Below are 21663 nucleotides of genomic sequence, written 5' to 3'. Positions count from 1 at the left end.
CAACGAGGACTATTGTCGCATGAGTCGATAATCATGGGTTCGCCGCGCCCGGATCACTGTCCGGACGACCGTGCTTTTACGCAAATCCCCAAGCTACCCGAGGTAATCATTCACAGATGGCTCAATACGTCTATTCGATGAACCGCGTCAGCAAGACCGTGCCGCCCAAGCGGCAGCTCTTGAAGGACATTTCGCTCTCTTTCTTCCCCGGCGCCAAGATTGGCGTGCTCGGCCTGAACGGCTCGGGCAAGTCCACGCTGCTCAAGATCATGGCGGGTGTGGACAAGGAATTCGAGGGCGAGGCCCTGCCCATGCCGGGGATGACGATCGGTTATCTGGAGCAGGAACCCAAGCTCAACAACGAGCACACGGTGCGCGAATCGGTTGAAGAATCGATGGGTGCGGTGTTCGCGGCCAAGGCGCGCCTCGAAGAGGTGTACATCGCCTACGGCGCCGAAGACGCCGACTTCGACGCGCTGGCGGCCGAACAGGCCCAGCTCGAAGCCATCATCGCCACCGCCGGCACCGACTCCGAGCACCAGCTGGAAATCGCCGCCGACGCGCTGCGCCTGCCGCCGTGGGACGCCAAGATCGGCGTGCTGTCGGGCGGTGAAAAGCGTCGCGTGGCGCTGTGCCGCCTGCTGCTGTCCAAGCCCGACATGCTGCTGCTCGACGAACCGACCAACCACCTGGACGCCGAATCGGTCGAGTGGCTCGAAGTGTTCCTGCAGCGCTTCACGGGCACCGTGGTGGCCATCACCCACGATCGCTACTTCCTGGACAACGCCGCCGAGTGGATCCTGGAAATGGACCGCGGTCGCGGCATTCCCTGGAAGGGCAACTACAGCACCTGGCTCGAGCAGAAGGGCGAACGCCTGGCGCAGGAGCAGAAGAGCGAAGAAGCTCACGCCAAGGCCCTGAAGAAGGAACTCGAGTGGTCGCGCCAGAACCCGAAGGCACGCCAGGCCAAGAGCAAATCGCGCCTCGCCCGCTTCGAAGAGCTGAGCGACATGGAATACCAGAAGCGCAACGAAACGCAGGAAATCTTCATTCCTGTGGCCGAGCGGCTGGGCCAGCAGGTGTTCGAGTTCCACGGCGTCAGCAAGTCCTTCGGCGACCGCATGCTGATCGACAACCTGAGCTTCACTGTGCCGCCAGGCGCGATCGTCGGCATCATCGGCCCGAACGGCGCCGGCAAGTCGACGCTGTTCAAGCTGCTCGCGGGCAAGGAACTGCCGGACAGCGGCGAAGTCGTCATCGGTTCGACCGTGCGTGCAGCCTTCGTCGACCAGCACCGTGACGAGCTCGCCAACCAGAAGACCGTGTGGGAAGACATCTCGAACGGCCTGGACATCATCAACGTCGGCAAGTTCCAGATGGCCAGCCGCGCGTATGCAGGCCGCTTCAACTTCAACGGCGCCGACCAGCAGAAGAAGGTCGGCACGCTGTCGGGCGGTGAACGCGGCCGCCTGCACCTGGCCAAGACGCTGATCGCGGGCGGCAACGTGCTGATGCTGGACGAACCGTCGAACGACCTGGACGTGGAAACCCTGCGCGCGCTGGAAGACGCGTTGCTCGAGTTCGCCGGCACCGTGATGGTCATCAGCCACGATCGCTGGTTCCTTGACCGCATCGCCACGCACATCCTCGCGGCCGAAGGCGACAGCCAGTGGACCTTCTTCGACGGCAACTACCAGGAGTACGAAGCCGACAAGAAGAAGCGCCTCGGCGAAGAAGGCGCCAAGCCGAAACGCATGCGCTACAAGGCCCTCAAGTAAGGCTTCGGTTTTTCTCCCTCCCCTTCCGGGGGAGGGTTGGGGTGGGGGCACGACGGCCTTCGATCAAGCCCCAAGTCGCTTCAACCAGAGCGCGCGGTTCCACAAGGGGCCGCGCGCTTTGTCGTTCAGGGGGCGTCGTTGTCGACGAGGTCCGCGTCCAGCCAGCCGCGCAGGCTGTTGACGAAGGCCAGCGCCTCGACGCGCGGCAAGTCGTCCACGCGCACGACCGCTTCGGTCAGTTGCCCTTCGCGCAACCGGCGGGCACGGCCGATGCCGTCGAGCAGGCCGCAATGCAGCGGCGGCGTGACCCAACGGCCATCGAGCTGCAGCGCGATGTTGCCGCGCGTGCATTCGGTGATCTCGCCCTCACGGTTCCACAGCAGCGTGTCGAACACGCCGGGCGCGGTGGGCGTGAAGGCTTCGTAGTGCGCGCGGTGCGTCGTCTTGAAGCGCGAGAACTCGCTGGAGGCTTCGTCGAAGGCGCGTGGGGCCAGCTGCAGGCGAACGCGCGGCGGTGGGGCGTCCATGGTGAAGGCCTCGGCGCGCGGCTGGCCTTGCGCATCGAGCAGCAAACGCACGCGCCATGTGCCTGTGGCATGCGCTGCGCGCAGCCGGTCCAGGCAGTCCGCCACGTGGGCTTCGTGCCACGGATAGCCGAAGTGCGCAGCCGCGTGGCGCATGCGGGCCAGGTGCGCGGGCGCATCGCGCAGTGCGCCATCGGTCAGCGCCAGGGTCTCGAGCAGTTCGAAGGACGTCATGGGGGCGACGATACAGCCGCGCCGACGCCCGCGAGAAAGGCGCGCTTGTGCCGCCACTCGTCCCACTCCGCATCCGCCTGCGCATCGGCCGTGATGCCGCTGCCGATGCCGCAGCGCGCGGCGTTGCCGCGCAGCGTGACGGTGCGAATCGGCACGTTGAAGGTCGCGTGCCCGCCGGGCCGCACCACGCCCACGGCGCCGCAGTACACGCCGCGCACCTCGGGCTCCAGCGCGCGGATCATGCGCATGGCGCTCACCTTCGGCGCGCCGGTGATGGAGCCGCAGGGGAACAGCGCCGCGAAGATGTCGGCCAGCGTCGTGCCCTCGCGCAGCCGGGCTTCCACGTCGGAGGTCATCTGCCACACGGTGGGCAGCGCCTCGGTGTGGAAGAGGCGCGGCACGCGCACCGAGAAGGGCTGGGCCACGCGCGAGAGGTCGTTGCGGATCAGGTCCACGATCATCACGTTCTCGGCGCGCTCCTTGGGCACGGTGCGCAGCCGCAGCGCGTGGGCGGCGTCTTCGGCGGGCGTGGCGCCGCGCGGCGCGGTGCCCTTCATGGGGCGCACGAGGATGCGGTCGCCGTCGCGGTCGAAGAACAGCTCGGGCGACACCGACAGCACCTGCTCGTCGCCGGTGTCGATGAAGGCGCCGTAGCCGTTGGGTTGCGCCTGGCGCAGCGCGTGGAACCAGGCTTGCGCGTCGCCGTCGAAGGCCGCGCGCAGCGGCGCCGTGTAGTTGAGCTGGTACAGCACGCCGTCGGCGATGGCGCGGTGGATCGCCTGCATGTTGAGGTCGAAGGCCTCGCGCGACAGGTCGGCCGTCCATGCGACGGGCGCCACGGCGGGCACCGGCACATCGGGCCATGGCAACATCTCGTCGTGCACGCCGAACCAGGCCAGCGGCCCATCGGGCGCATGCACGGCGAACGCCGGATCGAAGGCCGCGGCGGCCTCGTAGCGCAGGTGGCCGACGCACCAGCGGCCTTCGCGGGCCAGCGCCTCGACGGCTTCCAGCACGGGGCGCACTTCGTGCGGTGCATGGGCGACCAGCACGCTCACGGGCGCACCGAAAGCAGCGCGCAGCCGGGTCGCCCCGTCGGTGCGCGGGTCGGCGAAATCGATCAGCGTGGACAGCAAGCGCGCGCTGTCACTCGGCGGCACGGGCCGGCGGCGCGACGGGCGGCGCCTTCGCCGGGCTCGCAGATCCCGCGAGCGCGCGCTTGCGCACCGCATAGATGTTGTTGCGCAGCGCGTAGAGCTCGTCGGCATACGACAGCGGCACCGCCACCTTGTTGACCACGCGGTCGAGGTCGTCGAGTTCTTCCACCAGCTTGTCGCGTTCGGCCTGGCTCTGGCGCACATCCACCTTGGCTTCGATGTCGCGCAGCCGCGCGTACCAGCGGAACACGCGGCGGCGCACGCGGAACTGGTACAGCGGCGGGATCACGCGGCTCAGCGGCAGCATCAGCACGAGCACACCGCCCAGCACCAGCCACATGCGCTCGACCAGGTTGCTGGCCCAGAACGGCAGGTAGCGCTGCCAAAACGGCGGCGTGCCGTTGATCGCGCGGTCGCCCTCCGGGCTCACGGGCAGCTCGCTGGTGCGGGTGTTGGGGAAGTCGCGCGCGCGGTTGAACCAGCCGGCGTCGCTGTGCACGGTCTGCGCGGCCTGTGCGAACAACTGGCGCAGGGCCGGATGGGTTTCGTCGCGCGACAGCAGCGAGGTGGTGGCGGCGAGCAGCGACACGTCGTGCAGCGGCAGGTCTTTCGACAGATCGACCACGCCGCGCGGCAGCGACACGGCCGACAGGAACGGAAAGCGCCGCGTGTAGGCCTCGGCCTGGCCGAAGTCCATGAGCTGGATGTCGCCGGCGCGCAGCAGGCGCTGCACCTGCGGCGACTGCGGCGCCGAGAACAGCACGATGGCATCGAGCAGCCCGGCTTGCAGCGCCTCGGCGGCGGCGGCCTGCTCGAGGTTCGACAGCAGCAGGTCGTCGGGCCCGAGGCGGTTGGCCTTGAGCAGCCGCTCCATGATCTCGGGCAGGCCGCTGCCGGGCAGGTCGACGTTCACGCGCAGGCCGCGCAACTGCGTGAGCGAGGTCAGCGTGCCGGTCTTGCGGTCGAGCTTCTGCGCGACGTCGGCGCGGTAGAAGAGCCAGATCGGTTCGTAGAACAGCGCGCCCAGCGAGCGCAGGCCGGCCTCTTCGTCGGCCACGGGGTCGGCGCTGCCGCCGCGCACGAAGGCCACGTCGGCACCGCCGCTGCGCAACAGCTGCAGGTTCTCGGTCGAGCCCGAGGTGGCCTTGAGTTCGACGGTGATGCCGCTGTGCTTCAGGGCGTCGGCGTAGCGCTTGCCGAACTGCGCATAGGCGCTGCCCGTGGGGCCGGTGGCCAGCGTCACGTGCTTGGGCGGCTGCGGCTGCAGCCACCAGTAGGCTGCAATCAGCAGGCCGATGACGATGAACACGATCGGGCCTGCCGAGGCGATCAGGTCGCGGATCGACAGCAGAATCAGCTTCAGGGTGCGGGGAAACGCCATGGAATGCCTCGTCGTGCGGTGCGCGCGTCAGCCGCGCGGCGCGGCCACGTTGGCCAGATCGGCGGCGCAGGGAATGTGCAGCTCGCCCACGGTCACCGCGCGTGCGGCGCGCACCGCACGCACGGTGGCGATGGCGGTGGCTTCCGCGGCCATGGTGCTCAGCACGGTCATGCCGGGTGCATCGCCTTCGAGCGGCACGCGGCCGGTGGCCAGCGCGAACAGCGTGTCGCCGTCGCTCATGGTGTGCACCGGGTTGATGGCGCGCGCCAGGCCGTCGTGCGCGACCATGGCGAGCCGGTTGGCCTGCACCTTGGTCAGCACGGCGTCGGTGGCGATCACGCCGATGGTGGTGTTGGTGCCCGCCAGCAGCGGCTTGGGCAGCTCGCCGCGCAGCAGTGCGCGGCGCGTGTCGAGCAGGGCGCTGCCGTCCTCGGTGCGCGCGCCGGCCACGGGCAGCGCGGTGTCGGGGTCGATCACGTCGCCCAGCGAATTGACCGCGATGAGCGCGCCCACGGTCACGCCGCCGACGGTGACCGAGGCGGTGCCGATGCCGCCCTTCATCGCGCGGTGCACGCCGAAGAGCTTGCCCACCAATGCACCGGTGCCCGCGCCCACGTTGCCTTCGGCGGGCGCGTCGGTCGAGGCGGCTTCGCAGGCGGCGTAGCCCGCAGCGGCGTCGGGGCGGATGCGCGCGTCGCCCATCGGCAGGTCGAACAGCACGGCGGCCGGCACGATGGGCAGGGTGCCGAAGCGCACGTCCATGCCGACGCCGCGCTCTTCGAGCCAGCGCATCGCGCCTTCCGCGGCGGCCAGGCCCCAGGCGCTGCCGCCCGCGAGCATCACGGCATGCACTTCCTGCACGAGGTTGCCGGGCGAGAGCAGGTCGGTCTCGCGCGTGCCGGGCGCGGCGCCGCGCACATCGACACCGGCCACGGCGCCTTCGCGCGCGAGGATCACGGTGCAGCCGGTGGGGCGGCGCGTGTCGGAGAAATGGCCGACTTCGATGCCGGCGACGTCGGTGATGGCACCGGCGCGAGAAGAGGGGGAAGAAGACGCAGCGGACATGGCGGCCGATTATGGGACCGCGCCCTTTACGATCTTCACAATGACAGTTGCAAGAAGTTTCTCCCTCGAGGGCCGCAGCCGCCACGTGGTGGTGATCGGCGCGGGCGCGGTGGGCAGCGCCGCCGCCATCGAGGCGCTGCGCGCGGGCCTGCGCGTGACGGTGGTGGAACCCGGCGAGCCGGGCGGCCCGCAGGCCACGAGCTATGGCAACGCCGGCTGGCTGTCGTCGCATTCCGTGGTGCCGCCGGCACTGCCGGGCACCTGGCGAAAGGTGCCGGGCTGGTTGGCCGACCCGCTCGGGCCGCTGGCGTTGCGCTGGTGCTACCTGCCGCGTGCCCTGCCGTGGCTGCTGCGCTACCTGGCCTCTGGCTGGACCGAGGCGCGCGTGCAACGCACCGCTGACGCATTGCGCACGTTGCTGGCCGATGCGCCCGCGCTGCATGCGCAACTGGCCGCCGAGGCCGGTGTGCCGCAACTCATCGAGCAGCGCGGGTTGCTGCATGCCTACCGTTCGCGCGCCGAGTTCGACAGCGATGCACTGGGCTGGCGCGTGCGCCGGCGCGTCGGTGTCCACTGGGAAGAATGGCCGGCGGACGAACTGCGCCGCCGGGAGCCCGATCTGGCCGCGCGCTACACGCTGGGCATCTTCGTGCCCGAGGCCGGCCACTGCCGCAATCCCGGCGCTTACGTGGCGGCCCTGGCGCGGCATGTGCGCGATGCGGGCGCCGAACACGTCGCCGCCCGGGCCACCGGTTTTCGCATCGAGGACGGCCGGCTGCGCGCCGTGCTTACGGAGGCCGGCGAGATCGCCTGCGACGGCGCCGCCATCTGCGCCGGCGCGCGCTCGGGGCCACTGGCCGCGGCGGCCGGCTCGGCGGTGCCGCTGGAGTCGGAGCGCGGCTACCACGTGGTCGTCGAAGACGCCACGGCCGGCCCGCGCACGCCGACCATGGTGTCCGACGGCAAGCTCATCGCGCACTGGATGGACGGCGGCCTGCGCGCGGCGGGGCAGGTGGAGATCGCGGGCCTCGAAGCGGCACCCGACTGGCGCCGCGCCGAGATCCTGCACGCGCATCTGCATTCGATGTTTCCGTCGCTTGCACGGTCCGCGCCCGGTGTGCCTTCGGTGAAGCACTGGCTCGGACACCGCCCGAGCCTGCCCGACGGACTGCCATGCATCGGCCCGGCGGCTGCCAGCGCCGACATCGTGCTGGCCTTCGGGCATGGACACGTCGGCCTGTGCGGCTCGGCGCGTACGGGGCGGCTGGCGGCGCAGCTGCTTGCGGGCGTTGCGACGGAGATACCGCTGGCGCCCTTCGATCCGGGGCGCTTCAGGTCCTGAGGCTCAGTTCGCCACCGGTTCGAGCGACATCACGGTGATCGCGCCGTCGACCTTGTCGGCCGTGAAGCGCACCTTGTCGCCGGCCTTCACCTTGGCGAGCAGCGCCGGGTCGCTCACGCGGAACACCATGGTCATGCCGGTCATCTCGAGGTTCGGGATGTCGCCGTGGCGCAGGGTGATCTTCTTCGCGTCGGTGTCGACCTTGCGGACTTCGCCGTCGACTTGGGGCAGGGTGGCCTGCGCGAACGCCGCGGCGGTGAGCACGAGGGTGGAGAGGGCGGTGATGATCTTCTTCATCATGGTCGGTGTTCCTTCCGGGTTGCGAGGGGTTGCAAAGAGGGGCTGATGCAGGCTCAGCGGTAGCTCTGGAAGACGCGCGTGCTGCCGTCGGCCAGCACCAGCAGCACGTCGTAGGCGTCGCGCTGGTCGCCGTAGGCGGAGCCGTCCATGCCGGGCGAGCCGATGGGCATGCCGGGCACGGCGAGGCCGACGGCCTTGGGCTTTTCTTTCAGCAGGCGGTGCATTTCGCGCGCGGGCACGTGGCCCTCGATGGCGTAGCCGCCGACGCGGCCCGTGTGGCACGACCCCAGCTTGGCCGGAATGCCGAGCCGCTCGCGCGCGGGGCCATTGCCTTCGTCGTGCACGCGCGTCGCAAAGCCGTTCTTGTTGAGGTGCTTGACCCAGTCCTGGCAGCAGCCGCAGTTCGGGTCTTTCCAGATCTCGACCATCGGTGCGGCGGCCTGCGCGGCGAGCGGCAGGGAGGCGGTGGCGGCGGCGAGTTTGAGGAGGGTGCGTCGTTGCATGGTCAGGTTCCTTTCATGCGATTCATCGGAGTCATTGGATTCATTTGGAAGAGGCGGCGGCGGCCCGCACGCGCACGCGGCCGGCCATGCCGAGTTCGTAGTGGTCCTTCACGAGGCAGGCGAAATCGAAGTCGCCGGCGCGGTTGAAGGTCCAGATCAGTTCGCCGGTCTTGCCGGGCAGCACGTGCGCCATCCAGGGCTCGTCGTGCTCCATGCCGGGGTGCTTTTTCATCATCGCGGCGTGGTCCTCGATGACGGCGGTGGTGCCGAGCACGAGTTCGTGCAGGTCCTTGCCGCGGTTCTTCAGCCGCAGGCGAATGGTGTCGCCCTCGCGCACTTCGAGGACCGAGGGCGTGAAGGTCATGTCGTCGGCCATCGCGATGTCGATCGTGCGCTTCACGGCGCTGGCCTTGCCGGCGATGCCCCAGGCTTTCTGCTCGGGTGCGAGCGGGGCGGCAGCGGCTTTGCCGGCCTTGGGCGCGTGGCTTTCGTGGGCTGCGGCGAAGGTGGCGACGGCTGCGAGTGCGAGACCGGCGACGAGGGGGGACAAACGGGTGTTCATGGCTTGAATCTCAAAAAAAGTGGGAGTGAAGACGATCAGTGGTTGTGGGCACCGTGGCCCGAGGGCTTGCGCACGGTGGCGCTGCCGCTGTCGGGGCTGGCGGGTGCCGTGCCCGTCTTGCGCGGCGCCGCTGGCGCACCGGTGGCCGACACCTCGCGCGCGACCGTGCCGGCCGGGTGCTTGAACCAGCCCGGGTCGCGGTAATCGCCCGGCTTCTGGTCGCGCCGCACCTTGAGCAGCGTGAACATGCCGCCCATCTCGGCCGAACCGAAGGGGCCGGTGCCGGTCATCATGGGCATCGTGTTGTCGGGAATGGGCATTTCCATCTCGCCCATGTCGGCCATGCCCTTGTCGCCCATCACCATGTAGTCGGGCACGAGCTTCTTGATCTTCTCGGCCACGCCCTTGTGGTCCACGCCGATCATGGTCGGCACGTCGTGGCCCATCGGGCCCATCGTGTGGTGCGCCTTGTGGCAATGCAGCGCCCAGTCGCCTTCCTCGTCGGCGATGAACTCCATCTGCCGCATCTGGCCCACCGCCACGTCGACCGACACCTCGGGCCAGCGCGCGGTGCGCGGCACGGGGCCGCCGTCGGTGCCCGTGACCTCGAACTCGTGGCCGTGGATGTGGATCGGGTGGTTGGTCATCGTGAGGTTGCCCACGCGGATGCGCACGCGGTCGCCCTTGCGCACGTTGAGCGTGTCGATGGCCGGGAACACGCGGCTGTTGAAGCTCCAGATGTTGAAGTCGGTCATGGTGTTGACCTTGGGCGTGGCGCTGCCGGGTTCCACGTCGAAGCTGCCGAGCAGAAAGCAGAAGTCGCGCTGCACGGGCTCGATGAGCGGATGGTTCTCTTTCGGATGCGTGACCCAGAAGCCCATCATTCCCATCGCCATCTGCACCATCTCGTCGGCGTGCGGGTGGTACATGAAGGTGCCGGGGCGGCGCGCCGTGAACTCGTAGACGAAGGTCTTGCCCGGCGGAATGTGCGGCTGCGTGATGCCGCCCACGCCGTCCATGCCGTTGGGCAGGCGCTGTCCGTGCCAGTGCACGGTCGTGTGCTCGGGCAGCTTGTTGGTCACGAAGATGCGCACCTTGTCGCCCTCGACCACCTCGATGGTCGGGCCCGGCGACTGGCCGTTGTAGCCCCACATGTTGACCTTGAAGCCCGGCGCCATCTCGCGCACCACGGGTTCGGCGACGAGGTGGAATTCCTTGACGCCGGCGTTCATGCGCCAGGGCAGCGTCCAGCCGTTGAGCGTGACGACGGGGTTGTAGGGGCGGCCGTTCGGCGGCACCAGCGGTGGCGCGGTGGCGGTCGAGGCTTGTGTCACCGGCTCGGGCAGCGCAGCCATCGACACGCGGCTGACGGTGGTGGCGGCCACGGCCGTGGCTGCGCCTGCGAAGAAGTTGCGACGGTTCATGTCAGTGGCCTCCCGCCGCAGGTTCGTTGGTGGCCGCGGTCTGCAGGGCCGTCATGCCACCGGGCGAGCTGCCCGTGAGCACCAGCTGCAGATCGGTGTCCGCCAGCCAGAAGTCGCGCTGCGCCTCCATGCCGGCGTTCACGGCCAGCATGCTCGCGCGCGTTTCGCCGAGCAGCTCCCACACGCTGGCGAGCATGCCGTTGTAGCGCAGCACCATCTCCTCGTTCACCTGCTTGCGCAGCGGCAACACCTCGTCGCGGTAGCGGCGCGCCAATGCGTAGGCGGTGTTCCAGCCTTGCCAAGCTTCGCGCGCCTCGCTGGCCGCAAGCACGCCCACGTCGCGCACGCGCGCCGCCGACTGCAGGTACTGCGCCTCGGCGCGTCCGTTGCGCACCTGGCCCCAATCGAAGATCGGAATCGGCAGCTCGAGCTCGAAGCCGCGCGTGGTCGATCTCGAGCGATCGGCGTCGTTCTCGAAGGTGGTGTTGCGCACCACGCCCAGTTCCATCGCATTGATCACGCGCGTGGCGTGCGTGAGGCCGAGCGAGCCGGCCACGGCCGTGTTCTGCGCTTGCGCCGAGCGCACGTCGAGCCGGTCGCGCAGCGCCAGTGCCTGCACATCGCCGAGTTCGGGTGCGGCCTTCGGCAGCGGCGGCAGGCGGTCGGGCAGGGCGTAGGCGGCGCGCGTGCCGCTCAGGCCCAGCAGGCGCGTGAGCTGTTCGCGGCTTGCGACTGCTGCCTGCTCGGCGCGTGCGAGCTGCGCGGACGCGTCGGCCAGCAGCAGCTGTTCGCGCGTGCGCTGCAGCGCGCTCCAGTTGCCGACTTTGGCCATGCGGTGCGCCAGTTCGGCACCGGCCTCGGTGGCTTCCTTCGCGTCGCGCAGGTAGACCACGCTCTGCTGCGCCGCCACGGCGCGCACCCAGGCGCGGCGCGTGTCGGCGGCCAGCAGCAGCACGCTTTGCGCGGCCTGCAGCTTGGCGGCTTCGTGCCGCTGGCCGGCCCAGCGCGCCTGCCACGGCAGCGTGAGCAGGCCCACCACGTTGAACGTCAGCATGCGTTCGAACTCGCGCTCGCTGCCCTGCGCCAGCCGACTGAAGGACAGCACCGGGTTCGGCAGGCTCGCGGCCTGCACGCGGTCGGCGTCGCTCAGTTGCAGCGTGGCAAAGGCCTCCTGCACGCGCGGGCTGTTGACGAGCGCGATGCGCACGGCGGCTTCGGCGTCCAGCGGCTGGGCGAGCAGCGCGTCGACGCTTTTCTGCGAGGCATCGTCCGGCTTGCGCTGGGCCGCGGCGCCCGCCATGAGCGGGTTGCCGTCGACCAGCGCCTGCACGTCGCCGGCGCCGCCGTCGGGCGACAGGCTGGCGCAGCCGGCGAGCACCAGTGCCGCGGCCAGCGCGGCGGCGGTTCTGATGAATGAAAGGTGACTTTTTCGCCCGGGGGGCGGGCTATCTGTTCGATAGCGCGGGATACCGGCATACGGCCGGCGAGCAAGGGAATTCACGAGCGATCTCCATGGGCAATACAGCGAACGCTGCGAGCCGGCAAAGGCTCACTGCGGACGGACTACGGGCAGGAAGATCAGGAAATGGGCGGCTTGAGGCCCAGGACGGGCTCGGCGCTTGCAAAGCGGGCCGCGTGTGCGGCCGGCAGCGCCTGGGGCGCCGCATGCGGGGTGTCGACCAGCGGCATGCCGCCGAGCGCCACCGTGTGGCAAACCTGGCAGGCGACACAGGTGCCGCAGTCCGCGTGGTCGGTGCCATGGGGCTGCTGCGAGTCGCCGCTGTTGTCATGCATGGCCGCCATGTCGTGGCCGGTGTCGGCCTCCATGGTGGCTTCGTGGCAATGCGACTCGGCGATGCCAGCTGCTGCGGACACCACCGCCTCGGCGGCAGGCAGCGAATGCCGCACCATTTCGACCGCCATGGCATCGCCGAGCCAGCCGCGGATGGGCAGCAGGGCGATCATGAGGGCGAGCAGCAGGGTGCGCATGGTGGTCGCGATGATAAACCGGGGCGGGGCCTCAGCGCCTCAAGACATCAGCTGGCTGCGGGCCTTGTCGACCCACACCTGCAGGTTGTCGAGCAGGTCTTTCTGGCTGAACGAGCAGCTTTCCTCGCTGAAGAGCGCGCTCGATTCGAGGCGGTCCAGCAGGTTCAGCAGCACCTCGCCGTAGCGCGGCGGCAGGGCGCCGAGCAGCTCGGCGCTGGCGCGCGCGGCCGTGGAGAGCGTGGTGACGGAGCCGCTGCCAGCTTGCAGCGCGGCGATGCCCGAAGCGATGGCGTCGAGTTGAATCACGGCGCTCATGGTGCCGCCTTTGCCGGCGCCGGCAGTGCGAGCCCCCGTTCGCGCATCAGATCGCGCAACACATCGGGGTAGTCGGTGATCAGGCCGTCGACGCCAGCGTCCATGAGACGGACCATGTCGGCGCGCTGGTTCACGGTCCAGGGCACGACCTTCATGCCGAGCTTCTGCGCTTCGCGGATCGCGGGGGCGCCCAGGTCGGCATGCGCCGGCGACCAGATCACCGGCCCGGCCGACGTGCCCGCCGCGGCCTTCACGAGCTGCGGCACCGAGGCGAAGCTCGCGGCATCCAGGCCGGCGGTCCAGCGGCTGTCTTTCAGCGTGCGGGCCGTGGTGAGGTAGGCGCGCGGCAGCTGCGGCGCGAGCTGGCCGACCAGCGCGAGCGTGCGCCAGTCGAAGCTCTGGAGGGTCACGCGGTCGGCCATCTTCGCCTTGTCGATCTCGGCCAGCAGCGCACGCACCATGGGCTCGGGCGCGGCGGTCTCGTCTGGCTTGGTGGGGTCGATCTTGGTTTCGATGTTGAAGTGCACCCGCGCGGCATCGGCGCCGCGCGCCTGCACCTGCGCGAACAACGCGGCCAGCGTGGGAATGCGCTCGCCGTCGCGCGGCTGCTGCAGCGCGAACTGCTTGCCGTAGTTGCTCGCGGGGTTGAGGCGGCCCACGTCGTAGGTCTGCAGTTGGGCCAGCGTGAGCGAGCGCACCGACGGGCCGGGTTTGGCCGTGAGCCAGGCGCCGCGCGCGTCGCGCGTGTGGTCGGCGTTGAGCGCCGTGTCGTGCGACACCACCACCACGCCGTCGGCCGTGAGCCCGATGTCGAGTTCGAGCGTGGTCACGCCCAGGTCCATTGCATTCGAGAACGCGGCCAGCGTGTTCTCGGGCGCCAGGCCGCGTCCGCCGCGGTGGGCCTGCAGGTCGAAGTGCTGCTTCACCTTGGGGGCGATGGCGGCGCAGCCGGCGCCGGCGAGCGCAGCGGCGGTCAAGAGAAGAAGGACGGCGCGATGTTTCATTTGAGTTGCACTTTGATGCCGTTGTCTTGCACCGTGATGTCGCCCACCTCGTAGGTCTTGCGACCGACCGTGAGTTCGTCGGCCGTGAAGCTGCGCAGGATCTGGCCCTGCAGCAGTTCCTGCGTGACCACCGCGCCCACCTTCTGCAGGCGTTCGGCGTCGCGGCCTTCCACGCCCTGCAGTTCGAGCCGCTCGGCCTTCGGCTGGTCGAGCCGCAGCGCGCGCGCCGCCACGTCGTAGCGCAGCGCGCTGCTCACCGACACCAGGCCCTGCACCGGCGAGGCCGCCAGCAGCGGGCTGGCGATGGTCAGCGTGGCCGTGATGGCGGCGCGGTTGGTGCGCCCGTCCAGGCCCAGCTGCGGGTCGCGCAGCCCGACCATGAAGATCTCGGCATAGCGCTCGGCCACCGGAAAGCGCTTGGCGATCTGCGTCTGCAGCTCCTCGCGCGTGGCGGTGTATTCGCTGGTGAAGAAGTTGAAGCCGGCCAGCGCCGCGAACGGCGCGGGCAGGGCGGCGGCGCCCAGCAGCGCGCGCAGCACCTGGCGGCGGAAATGGGAAGGCGGGATTCGGTCGGTCATGGAGCGTGCGAGCTTGCCACAGGCGCTTGTGTTCCCGCCAGCGCCGAAGCGGCCCGCCGGCGTGTGGGACGGTCAGCCGTTCATGGGCAATTCGTAGCGTCGCCCTCAGCCATGCCGGATCACATGGAACCCTTCCACGGCCGTCGGCGGCGCGAAGTGAAGGGTGATCAGGTCGAACTCGGCGTCGGAGGTCTCGAACGGGTGCTCGCCCGCCGCGTTGCGCGCACGCAGCCGCGCCTTGCAGATGTCGTCCGGCACGTCGAGAAAGTGCAGCTGGTGTGCGGCGCCGGCTTGCTCGAAGAGGCTGCGCGCCCAGGCGCGGTGGGTCACGGTGTTGGCCGGAAAGTCGAGCACCACCGACACGCCGGCGCCGAGCAGCGCGCAGACGTGGCCGCCCATCGCCTGCTTCAGCCGGCCGGCCGCGCGCACGTAGTCGGGCAGCGTGTGGATTTCATCAGGGTAGAGCGCTGCGAGCCAGGTGTCTTCGCTGATGCACACGGTGCCGGGCGCTTGCGCCAGGCGCCGGGTCAGCGTGGACTTTCCGGCGCCGATCTTGCCGCAGACCATGTGCAGCACGGGCGAGGAAGGCGGGGGCGGTGTCGGTGTCATTCGGTCTCCTGCAGGTTGGGAAAGAAACCTCGGGAGACGGGCAAGAAAAACCCGCCTCCTGGGGCGGGTTGGATGGCGTGGCTTTGAACCGTGCGCTAACCCACCCGCTCTCGCGAGAGCGGGCGAATGATCGATGCGGTGCGAACGCGGGCCATGAGGTCGAGGGTAACCGAGGTCGCGCTTTCGGGGGGCGGCGGCATGGATGAACCAGGAACTGCGGTCGAAATGCGCCGGGATTTTTTACAAGTGAAATCAGGCGCACTGATTTGCCGATTCGATATTCTTGTTATCTGTGTAATTGGTTGTATGTATTCGACTTGGAGGCATTCCTGTCGATGTAGCGGTTTTGGATTAATTTGAATTTCCTATGGATGTTCGAAAGCCGATCCATGCTAAAGAAGCGGCTCGATTTTTCGGGCCGCACGGACACTGAAACGTGGGGGCCGCGGCGCTTTGCAAACCTTCAGTTCTGGAGCCCTCATGGACGAATTTCTGATCGCAGTGGACGCCGAAGACCGCCCTCTGCACGCGGTCGAGAAGATGAGCGCCCACCGCGAAGGCGTGCTGCATCGGGCGTTCTCGGTCTTCATCTTCGACACGCAAGGCCAGGTGCTGATGCCGCAGCGCGCGCTGGGCAAGTACCACTCGCCCGGTCTGTGGAGCAACAGCTGTTGCGGGCACCCACGCCCCCACGAAGAGACCGGCGCCGCCGCTGAGCGCCGGCTCTACGAGGAGCTGGGGCTGCGCTGCGTGCTCCAGCCGGTGGCGGCCTTTCTCTATCGGGAGGCCGTGTCAGAAGAACTGATCGAGCACGAGTACGACCATGTGTTCGTCGGCATTGCGCGCGGCCTGCCGCGGCCCGACCCCGGTGAGGTGCGCGAGTGGCGCTGGCTGGCGTTGCCCGAGCTGCACCGCGAGCTGGCGCGGGCGCCGACGCACTTCACCATCTGGCTGCACCGGATTGCCGAGCGCTTCGGGCCGAAGGGCTTGCGGTCCTGGAGGGCGCAGGCCATGGCGGCGCTGTGACGCAGATGCCACGGATTGCCGTGGTTCATCCGATGAATCCAATGTAATGAAAAAGTTGAATATCAAAAATTCTGACTTTAACTACAATTGCGAATGCACTAAATTTGAAATTCAGACGCAATGCCTCCTCGTGTTTGGGGATGAACGCCGATTCGAGAATTGAATGTGAAAAAATCTCAATCTTGAATTGACCGGGTTTTCGAAATTATTGGGAATTCACGCAATTGGAATTCCCCGTTGCATGGCCCTTCGCCATTCGATGCGATTGAATTGCTTTGAAAGAAGGCAGACATGAAGCACAAGCGCGAACAGGCCCCGATGTGCACCGCCACATCCACCGCGCCTCCCGGCTGAGAGGCAGTTGCGGTGCTGCGCATCACCTTCCGACAACTGGAAGCCTTTCACTGGGCCGCGACACTGGGCTCCGTCAACGCGGCGGCCCGCCATCTGTTCGTGAGCCAGCCGGCCATCACGGCGCGCGTGCGGGAGCTCGAGGGCATCCTCGGACACGCCCTGTTCGCGCGCAGCCAGCAGGGCGTGCAACTCACCGCCGCCGGCGGCGAGCTGTTTCAGCGGGTGCAGGTCCTGCTGCAAGCAGGCGAAGATTTCGAGCGGCGCGGCGGGCGGCCTCTGCCGCCGTTGACTGCGGGGCTGCGGGACTGCGTCGACGAGTCGCAGCATCTGTAGCGGCCCCGCCCGCAAGGGCCCACTCAGTCGTGCAGCGACGACAAAAACTGCTGCAGCTCCGGCGTCTGCGGCGCACCGAACAGTTCCGCCGGCGGGCCCATCTCGTGCACACGCCCCTGGTGCATGAAGATCACGCGGTCGCTGACCTTGCGCGCAAAGCTCATCTCGTGCGTGACCATCAAGAGCGTCATGCCTTCGTCGGCCAGCGACTCCACCACGCGCAACACCTCGCCCACCAGCTCGGGGTCGAGCGCCGAGGTGATCTCGTCGCACAGCAGCACGGCCGGCTCCATCGCCAGCGCACGCGCAATCGCGACGCGTTGTTGCTGGCCACCCGACAGCTGATCGGGCATCGCGTCGAACTTCTCGGCCAGGCCCACGCGCTCGAGCAGCTTGCGCGCCTGCGACGCCGCTTCCATCGACGATCGCTTTTTCACCAGCGTGGGCGCGAGCATCACGTTCTTGCCGACCGTGAGGTGCGGGAACAGGTTGAAGCCCTGGAAGATCATGCCCACGCGCTGGCGCAGCGTGCGCATGGCCATCGCGCTCTCGTGCAGCAGCGGCTTGCCATCGACGGTGAGCGCGCCTTCCTGGAACACCTCGAGCCCGTTGATGCAACGCAGCAGCGTGCTCTTGCCCGAGCCGCTCTTGCCGATGATGGCGATCACCTCGCCGCGCTTCACGTCGAGGTCGATGCCCTTGAGCACCTCGTTCGTGCCGTAGGACTTGCGCAGCGCCGTGATGCGCACGATGGGCGCGGCGAACGATGCGGTTTCGGGTTGCGATTGGGGTTGCGATTGGGGTTGTTCAAGCACGGCGGCCATGGGTCTTCCTCTCGAGGGTCTTGGCGTACAGGCTCACGGGGAAGCACAGCACGAAGTAAAGCAGGGCCACGCAGCTGAACACCACGAAGGGCTGGAAGGTGGCGTTCGAAATCATGCTGCCGGCCTTGGTGAGTTCGACAAAGCCGATCACCGACGCCAGCGCCGTGCCCTTGATCACCTGCACCAGGAAACCGACCGTCGGTGCAATCGCGATCTTCACGGCCTGCGGCAGGATCACGTGGCGCATCTGTTCGGCGAAGCTCAGCGCCAGGCTGCCCGAGGCTTCCCACTGGCCCTTCGGAATCGAGGCCACGCAGCCGCGCCAGATCTCCGTAAGAAAGGCGCTGGTGTACAGCGTGAGCGCCACGCTCGCGGCCGTCCACGCCGACACGTCGATGCCGAACAGCGCGATACCGAAGTAGGCGAGAAACAGCTGCATCAGCAGCGGCGTGCCCTGGAACAGCTGCACGTACAGGCCCACGGCCCGCTCGGCCGCCTTGCCGCCGCGCAGCCGCGCGAACAGCAGCAGCGCGCCCACGATCCCACCGCCGACGAAGGCGATGAGCGAGAGCACGACGGTCCAGCGCAGCGCCATCAGCAGGTTGCGCAGGATGTCCCACAAAGAAAAATCGACCATGGTGAAAGTGCCTCGCGGTCAGCGGCCGAAAAAGAAACGCGGCCCGGCCCAGTTGAGCAACCGGCGCAGCGCCACGGCCAGCGCGAGGTACAGCAGCGTGGCGACGATGAAGGATTCAAACGCGCGGAAGTTGCGGCTCTGGATCAGGTTGGCCGCGTAGCTCAGCTCCTCGGTCGAGATCTGTCCGCACACCGCCGACCCCAGCATCACGATGACGATCTGGCTCACCATCGCGGGCCACACTTTCTTGAGCGCAGGCGGCAGCACCACGCGCAAAAAGACCTGCGCCTTGCTGAGCGCCAGGCTCACCGCAGCCTCGATCTGCCCCTTGGGCGTGGCCTCGATGCCGGCGCGGATGATCTCGGTGGAGTACGCGCCGAGGTTCATCACCATCGCGATGATCGACGCCACCTCGGGCGACAGCTTCACGCCCGCGGCCGGCAGGCCGAAGAAGATGAAGAACAGCTGCACGATGAAGGGCGTGTTGCGGATCAGCTCCACGTAGGTGCCCGCGACCCAGCGCAGCCACAGCGGCCCGTTGGCGCGCGCCCAGGCGCAGGCCACGCCGACGGCCATGCCGATGACCGTGGCAATGGCCGTGAGGCCGATCGTCCAGGCGATGCCCTTGGCGAGCAGCCGCCAGTCGACGAGAACTGCACCGAAGTCGAATTCCATGGCGGCGCCTTGGTTCGTGCGTCTGCTGTGCTCAGACCGGCAGGTCGCCGGCCGCCTTGCCGAGCCACTTCTTGGACATCGCGTCGAGCGTGCCGTCCTTCTTGGCGGCGGCAATGATCTCGTTGACGCGCGTCTTCAATGCGGTTTCGCCCTTCGCGATGCCGATGAAGCAGGGGCTGTCTTTCAGCAGCAGCTTGAACTCGGCGCTCACCTTCGGGTTCTTGGCGAGCATGTCGCCGGCCACCGCCGCGCTGGTGGCGATGGTTTGCGTCTGGCCGGCCACGAAGGCGGCGATGGTCGCGTTGTTGTCCTCGAAGCGGCGGTAGTCGACGTTCGACGGCGCCACCTTGTTCAGCTCTTGGTCTTCCATGGCGCCGCGCGTCACGGCGATGGTCTTGCCGGCCATGTCGGCAAAGCTGGTGAGTTTCATGCTCTTGCCCGCATACACGGCCTGGAAGAAGGGCGCGTAGGCCGCGCTGAAGTCGATCACCTTCTCGCGTTCGACGTTCTTGCCGAGCGTGGAGATCACGAGGTCGGCCTTGCGCGTCTGCAGGTAGGGAATGCGGTTCGCGCTCGTCACGGGCACCAGCTCGACCTTCACGCCGAGCTTGGTGGCGATGAGCTGCGCCATCTCGACGTCGAGGCCCTGCGGCTGCATGTTGCGGTCGACCGAGCCGTAGGGCGGGTAGTCGGTGGGCACGGCGATCTTGATGGTCTTGGCCTTGAGCACGTTGTCGAGCGCGTTCTGCGCCTGCGCGGCGCCGGTGGCGGCCAGCAGGGCGGCGGAGGCCAGCGCGAGGGCAAGGCGACGGGAGGCGGAAGTGGTGAACGTGGTCATAGCAGGGCTCCTAGGTAGGTCGATGAATCGGTGGCGTCGTCGGCGGGCGCGGCCTTGCGGCGGCGCTTCGGCGTGGGGGTGTTAGGGGTGCCGTTGTTGAGCGGTGCCAGCGCATCGCGCAGCTGCGCGAGCGGGTCGGTGGGCGCCTGCACGCGCAGCGCCGACTGCACCGTGCCGATGTGTTCGGCCATCAGCGCCTCGGCGGCGGCGTGGTCGCCGCCCTCCAGCGCCGCGACGATCTGCACGTGGTCTTCGCACGACTGCACCGCATCGTGCGTGCTCTGGTAGAGCATGGCGATCAGCGTGGTGCGCGCGGTGAAGTCGCGCAGCGTGTCGGCCAGCAGCGTGTTGCCCAGGCACTCGGCCAGGCACACATGGAAGTCGCCCAGCAGGAAGCTGCGGTGGCCGACGTCGCTCTCTTTCAGTGCGGCCTTTTCACGCTGAAGGTGCGCCTTCAATTGGCGCAGGGCACTCTTGTCGATCCTGCCCGTGCTGCGGATGAGGCCGAGCTCGATCACGCGCCGCGCCTCGAAGGCCTCGCGCGCCTCGTCCTGCGAAGGCTCGATGACGAACCAGCCGCGCCGCGCGCTCACCGTGACGATGCCGCGCGCGGCCAGCCGTGTGAGCGCCTCGCGCACGATGGTGCGGCTGCAGTCGAACAGCATCGCGAGCGGCTGCTCGCCCAGGCGCGCGCCGGGCGCGAGCTTCTGCGCCATCACCGCTTCGACGATGCGTGCACTGATTTCGGATGCGGAGATGGCCATAGGCCTGCATATCAGCAGCTTCTGTGCCAACTGGTATGCAAGCTGTGTGCACCGAAATGGGCCGGCCGGGTCGCGCCGGCAGTGCGCCTACCGCTTGCCGAGCGCGCTGCGGGGCAGGGCCAGCAGCATGAGCAGCGCCGACAGCACCAGCGCACCGCTCAGCACATACAGGCTGGCCGTGAAGCCGCCCGTGAGCGTCTTGAGCGCGCCCACCATCATCGGCGCCACCAGCCCCGCGCTGCCGCCGATGGTGCTGATGAGCGCAATGCCCGCCGCCGCGGCGCTCTTCGACATGAAGCTGCCCGGAATCGCCCACAGCACGGTGAAGGCACTCGAGATGCCCATCGACGCGAGCGCCAGGCACAGCACGGCGGCCACGGGGCTTTGCATGAAGAACGTGGTCAGCGCCAGCCCGGCCGCGCCTGCGAGCGCGCCCAGCGCGAAGTGCCAGCGGCGCTCCTGGTGCCGGTCGGAGTGACGCCCCACGGCGATGTTGGCCGCAATGCCGGCGATGGCGGGAATCACCGAATAGAAGCCGATCTGCAGCACGCTGAGCCCCATCGACTTGAGGATCGTCGGCTGCCAGAACGACAGCGCATAGATACCCAGGATGATGAGGAACGACATGAAGCCGATCAGCCACACGCGCCCGTCGCGCATCGCCGCGCCGAAGGTGTGGCGCCCGGCGGCGCCGTGCGCGGCCTGGTCTTCGGCCAGCAGGCGCGCCACGCGTTGCTTCTCTGCGGCCGAAAGCCACGGCGCCTGCGCCGGGCTGTTCGACAGAAAGCGGAAAGCCATGACGCCCAGCAGCACACTCGGCAGGCCTTCGAGCAGGAACAGCCACTGCCAGCCGCGCAGCGCCAGCACGCCGTCGAGGTAGGTCATCGTGAGCCCGGCGATCGGCCCCGCGACGATGGGCGCCGCGCCGAAAGCCATGAAGAACAGCGCGGTCGCCTGCGCGCGGCGCCGCGAGGGAAACCACAGCGTCAGGTAGAACAGCACGCCCGGTGCAAAGCCGGCCTCGAACACGCCGATGAGAAAGCGCAGCACGTAGAACTGCGTGGGCGTAGTGGCGAACATCATGGCCGCCGAGGCCAGTCCCCACAGGCCCATGATGCGCAGCAGCGTGGCGCGCACGCCGATCTTCGCGAGCATCAGGTTGCTCGGAATCTCGAACACCGCATAGCCGAGAAAGAAGATGCCGGCGCCCAGGCCGAACACCGCGTCGCTGAAGCCCAGCTGGTCCTTCATCTGCAGCTGCGCGTAGCCGATGTTGGTGCGGTCCAGGTAGTTCAGCACGTAGCAGGCGCACAGCAGCGGCATCAGCCGCCAGGTGATCTTGCGAAAGAGCGCGGCGTCTGCGCGCGCATCGGCCGAAGCCGGTGTGCGCGCGTCGGCGGCATCGAGGGTGGCGGTGTTCATCGGTGTGTCTCCTTCTCTTTTTGCT

At 68.4% G+C, this 21663-nt stretch carries 22 protein-coding genes and 1 pseudogene; 4 read left to right on the top strand and 19 right to left on the bottom strand.

Annotation, left to right across the window (positions count from 1 at the left end):
• Positions 1-116: 116 nt before the first annotated feature.
• Positions 117-1778, top strand: coding sequence for an energy-dependent translational throttle protein EttA (gene ettA, locus RZE79_RS21815; protein WP_153282822.1), 1662 nt, complete (start codon positions 117-119; stop codon positions 1776-1778).
• A gap of 125 nt (positions 1779-1903) precedes the next feature.
• Here the strand turns inward: ettA and pabB are convergent.
• The 3 genes and pseudogenes from pabB to RZE79_RS21800 all read right to left on the bottom strand — a co-directional run bounded on the left by pabB (position 1904) and on the right by RZE79_RS21800 (position 6139).
• Positions 1904-3696 (bottom strand): annotated as a pseudogene (pabB, locus tag RZE79_RS21810) (aminodeoxychorismate synthase component I).
• Positions 3683-5074: a TAXI family TRAP transporter solute-binding subunit gene (locus tag RZE79_RS21805; RefSeq protein ID WP_319356799.1), complete on the bottom strand. Its 1392-nt coding sequence runs from the start codon at positions 5072-5074 to the stop codon at positions 3683-3685. Before RZE79_RS21805 ends, pabB begins: the two are co-directional and overlap by 14 nt.
• Positions 5075-5101: 27 nt before the next feature.
• On the bottom strand, positions 5102-6139 hold the full coding sequence (locus tag RZE79_RS21800) for a P1 family peptidase (RefSeq protein WP_319356798.1): 1038 nt from the start codon (positions 6137-6139) through the stop codon (positions 5102-5104).
• A gap of 40 nt (positions 6140-6179) precedes the next feature.
• Between RZE79_RS21800 and RZE79_RS21795 the strand changes: the two genes are divergently transcribed.
• A complete protein-coding gene (locus RZE79_RS21795; RefSeq protein WP_319356797.1) occupies positions 6180-7481 on the top strand; it encodes an FAD-dependent oxidoreductase in 1302 nt (433 codons plus the stop codon).
• A gap of 3 nt (positions 7482-7484) precedes the next feature.
• Here the strand turns inward: RZE79_RS21795 and RZE79_RS21790 are convergent, their stop codons facing one another.
• From RZE79_RS21790 to RZE79_RS21745, 10 genes are all read right to left on the bottom strand, one after another.
• Positions 7485-7778 (bottom strand): copper-binding protein, encoded by a 294-nt coding sequence (locus RZE79_RS21790; protein ID WP_319361249.1) that lies wholly within the window; start codon positions 7776-7778, stop codon positions 7485-7487.
• A 56-nt stretch (positions 7779-7834) separates the two neighbouring features.
• On the bottom strand, positions 7835-8284 hold the full coding sequence (locus RZE79_RS21785) for a DUF411 domain-containing protein (RefSeq protein ID WP_319356796.1): 450 nt from the start codon (positions 8282-8284) through the stop codon (positions 7835-7837).
• Positions 8285-8324: 40 nt separating this feature from the next.
• On the bottom strand, positions 8325-8846 hold the full coding sequence (locus RZE79_RS21780) for a cupredoxin family protein (RefSeq protein WP_319356795.1): 522 nt from the start codon (positions 8844-8846) through the stop codon (positions 8325-8327).
• A 35-nt stretch (positions 8847-8881) separates the two neighbouring features.
• Complete coding sequence (locus RZE79_RS21775; RefSeq protein WP_319356794.1) at positions 8882-10270, bottom strand: copper oxidase; 1389 nt, start codon at positions 10268-10270, stop codon at positions 8882-8884.
• 1 nt (position 10271) lies between these two features.
• Entirely contained in the window at positions 10272-11771 is a 1500-nt protein-coding gene (locus RZE79_RS21770; RefSeq protein ID WP_319356793.1) for a TolC family protein, read from the bottom strand.
• Between the two features lie 77 nt (positions 11772-11848).
• Positions 11849-12259 carry a hypothetical protein gene (locus RZE79_RS21765; RefSeq protein ID WP_319356792.1) on the bottom strand — a complete coding sequence of 137 codons (411 nt, stop codon included), beginning with the start codon at positions 12257-12259 and terminating at the stop codon, positions 11849-11851.
• 39 nt (positions 12260-12298) lie between these two features.
• Positions 12299-12574, bottom strand: a complete 276-nt coding sequence (locus RZE79_RS21760; RefSeq protein WP_319356791.1) for a hypothetical protein — start codon at positions 12572-12574, stop codon at positions 12299-12301.
• Positions 12571-13578, bottom strand: coding sequence for a glycerophosphodiester phosphodiesterase (locus tag RZE79_RS21755; protein WP_319356790.1), 1008 nt, complete (start codon positions 13576-13578; stop codon positions 12571-12573). The genes RZE79_RS21760 and RZE79_RS21755 overlap by 4 nt, the downstream gene beginning before the upstream one ends.
• Entirely contained in the window at positions 13575-14156 is a 582-nt protein-coding gene (locus RZE79_RS21750) for a DUF1439 domain-containing protein (protein ID WP_319356789.1), read from the bottom strand. The genes RZE79_RS21755 and RZE79_RS21750 overlap by 4 nt, the downstream gene beginning before the upstream one ends.
• A 105-nt stretch (positions 14157-14261) precedes the next feature.
• Positions 14262-14765 (bottom strand): ATP-binding protein, encoded by a 504-nt coding sequence (locus RZE79_RS21745; RefSeq protein WP_319356788.1) that lies wholly within the window; start codon positions 14763-14765, stop codon positions 14262-14264.
• Positions 14766-15245: 480 nt separating this feature from the next.
• On the opposite strand from RZE79_RS21745, the gene idi reads away from it, so the two are divergent.
• Together idi and RZE79_RS21735 are read left to right on the top strand one after the other, a co-directional pair.
• Positions 15246-15791, top strand: a complete 546-nt coding sequence (gene idi, locus RZE79_RS21740; protein ID WP_319356787.1) for an isopentenyl-diphosphate Delta-isomerase — start codon at positions 15246-15248, stop codon at positions 15789-15791.
• A 366-nt stretch (positions 15792-16157) separates the two neighbouring features.
• Complete coding sequence (locus tag RZE79_RS21735) at positions 16158-16478, top strand: LysR family transcriptional regulator (protein WP_319356786.1); 321 nt, start codon at positions 16158-16160, stop codon at positions 16476-16478.
• A gap of 23 nt (positions 16479-16501) precedes the next feature.
• Here RZE79_RS21735 and RZE79_RS21730 read toward each other — a convergent pair whose 3' ends face one another.
• The 6 genes from RZE79_RS21730 to RZE79_RS21705 form a co-directional block, all read right to left on the bottom strand.
• Positions 16502-17302 carry an amino acid ABC transporter ATP-binding protein gene (locus RZE79_RS21730; RefSeq protein ID WP_319356785.1) on the bottom strand — a complete coding sequence of 267 codons (801 nt, stop codon included), beginning with the start codon at positions 17300-17302 and terminating at the stop codon, positions 16502-16504.
• Entirely contained in the window at positions 17286-17939 is a 654-nt protein-coding gene (locus tag RZE79_RS21725; protein ID WP_319356784.1) for an amino acid ABC transporter permease, read from the bottom strand. The genes RZE79_RS21730 and RZE79_RS21725 overlap by 17 nt, the downstream gene beginning before the upstream one ends.
• 18 nt (positions 17940-17957) lie before the next feature.
• Positions 17958-18614, bottom strand: coding sequence for an amino acid ABC transporter permease (locus RZE79_RS21720; protein ID WP_319356783.1), 657 nt, complete (start codon positions 18612-18614; stop codon positions 17958-17960).
• Positions 18615-18645: 31 nt separating this feature from the next.
• Positions 18646-19452, bottom strand: coding sequence for a transporter substrate-binding domain-containing protein (locus RZE79_RS21715; RefSeq protein WP_319356782.1), 807 nt, complete (start codon positions 19450-19452; stop codon positions 18646-18648).
• Positions 19449-20216 (bottom strand): GntR family transcriptional regulator, encoded by a 768-nt coding sequence (locus tag RZE79_RS21710; RefSeq protein WP_319356781.1) that lies wholly within the window; start codon positions 20214-20216, stop codon positions 19449-19451. The genes RZE79_RS21715 and RZE79_RS21710 overlap by 4 nt, the downstream gene beginning before the upstream one ends.
• A gap of 87 nt (positions 20217-20303) precedes the next feature.
• A complete protein-coding gene (locus RZE79_RS21705; protein ID WP_319356780.1) occupies positions 20304-21638 on the bottom strand; it encodes an MFS transporter in 1335 nt (444 codons plus the stop codon).
• Positions 21639-21663: the final 25 nt, after the last annotated feature.

The organism is Variovorax sp. EBFNA2, from assembly GCF_033802765.1.
Taxonomy (GTDB): Bacteria; Pseudomonadota; Gammaproteobacteria; order Burkholderiales; family Burkholderiaceae_C; genus Variovorax; species Variovorax paradoxus_H.
Note: the sequence above shows the minus strand (reverse complement) of the source record. Positions and strands in the feature narration are given on the sequence as shown.

Excerpts from the sequence above, each read along its gene's own strand:
- ettA (WP_153282822.1), top strand. The coding sequence starts at position 117 with ATGGCTCAATACGTCTATTCGATGAACCGCGTCAGCAAGACCGTGCCG.
- RZE79_RS21805 (WP_319356799.1), bottom strand. The coding sequence starts at position 5,074 with ATGGCGTTTCCCCGCACCCTGAAGCTGATTCTGCTGTCGATCCGCGAC.
- RZE79_RS21800 (WP_319356798.1), bottom strand. The coding sequence starts at position 6,139 with ATGTCCGCTGCGTCTTCTTCCCCCTCTTCTCGCGCCGGTGCCATCACC.
- RZE79_RS21795 (WP_319356797.1), top strand. The coding sequence starts at position 6,180 with ATGACAGTTGCAAGAAGTTTCTCCCTCGAGGGCCGCAGCCGCCACGTG.
- RZE79_RS21790 (WP_319361249.1), bottom strand. The coding sequence starts at position 7,778 with ATGAAGAAGATCATCACCGCCCTCTCCACCCTCGTGCTCACCGCCGCG.
- RZE79_RS21785 (WP_319356796.1), bottom strand. The coding sequence starts at position 8,284 with ATGCAACGACGCACCCTCCTCAAACTCGCCGCCGCCACCGCCTCCCTG.
- RZE79_RS21780 (WP_319356795.1), bottom strand. The coding sequence starts at position 8,846 with ATGAACACCCGTTTGTCCCCCCTCGTCGCCGGTCTCGCACTCGCAGCC.
- RZE79_RS21775 (WP_319356794.1), bottom strand. The coding sequence starts at position 10,270 with ATGAACCGTCGCAACTTCTTCGCAGGCGCAGCCACGGCCGTGGCCGCC.
- RZE79_RS21765 (WP_319356792.1), bottom strand. The coding sequence starts at position 12,259 with ATGCGCACCCTGCTGCTCGCCCTCATGATCGCCCTGCTGCCCATCCGC.
- RZE79_RS21760 (WP_319356791.1), bottom strand. The coding sequence starts at position 12,574 with ATGAGCGCCGTGATTCAACTCGACGCCATCGCTTCGGGCATCGCCGCG.
- RZE79_RS21755 (WP_319356790.1), bottom strand. The coding sequence starts at position 13,578 with ATGAAACATCGCGCCGTCCTTCTTCTCTTGACCGCCGCTGCGCTCGCC.
- RZE79_RS21750 (WP_319356789.1), bottom strand. The coding sequence starts at position 14,156 with ATGACCGACCGAATCCCGCCTTCCCATTTCCGCCGCCAGGTGCTGCGC.
- RZE79_RS21745 (WP_319356788.1), bottom strand. The coding sequence starts at position 14,765 with ATGACACCGACACCGCCCCCGCCTTCCTCGCCCGTGCTGCACATGGTC.
- idi (WP_319356787.1), top strand. The coding sequence starts at position 15,246 with ATGGACGAATTTCTGATCGCAGTGGACGCCGAAGACCGCCCTCTGCAC.
- RZE79_RS21730 (WP_319356785.1), bottom strand. The coding sequence starts at position 17,302 with ATGGCCGCCGTGCTTGAACAACCCCAATCGCAACCCCAATCGCAACCC.
- RZE79_RS21725 (WP_319356784.1), bottom strand. The coding sequence starts at position 17,939 with ATGGTCGATTTTTCTTTGTGGGACATCCTGCGCAACCTGCTGATGGCG.
- RZE79_RS21720 (WP_319356783.1), bottom strand. The coding sequence starts at position 18,614 with ATGGAATTCGACTTCGGTGCAGTTCTCGTCGACTGGCGGCTGCTCGCC.
- RZE79_RS21715 (WP_319356782.1), bottom strand. The coding sequence starts at position 19,452 with ATGACCACGTTCACCACTTCCGCCTCCCGTCGCCTTGCCCTCGCGCTG.
- RZE79_RS21710 (WP_319356781.1), bottom strand. The coding sequence starts at position 20,216 with ATGGCCATCTCCGCATCCGAAATCAGTGCACGCATCGTCGAAGCGGTG.
- RZE79_RS21705 (WP_319356780.1), bottom strand. The coding sequence starts at position 21,638 with ATGAACACCGCCACCCTCGATGCCGCCGACGCGCGCACACCGGCTTCG.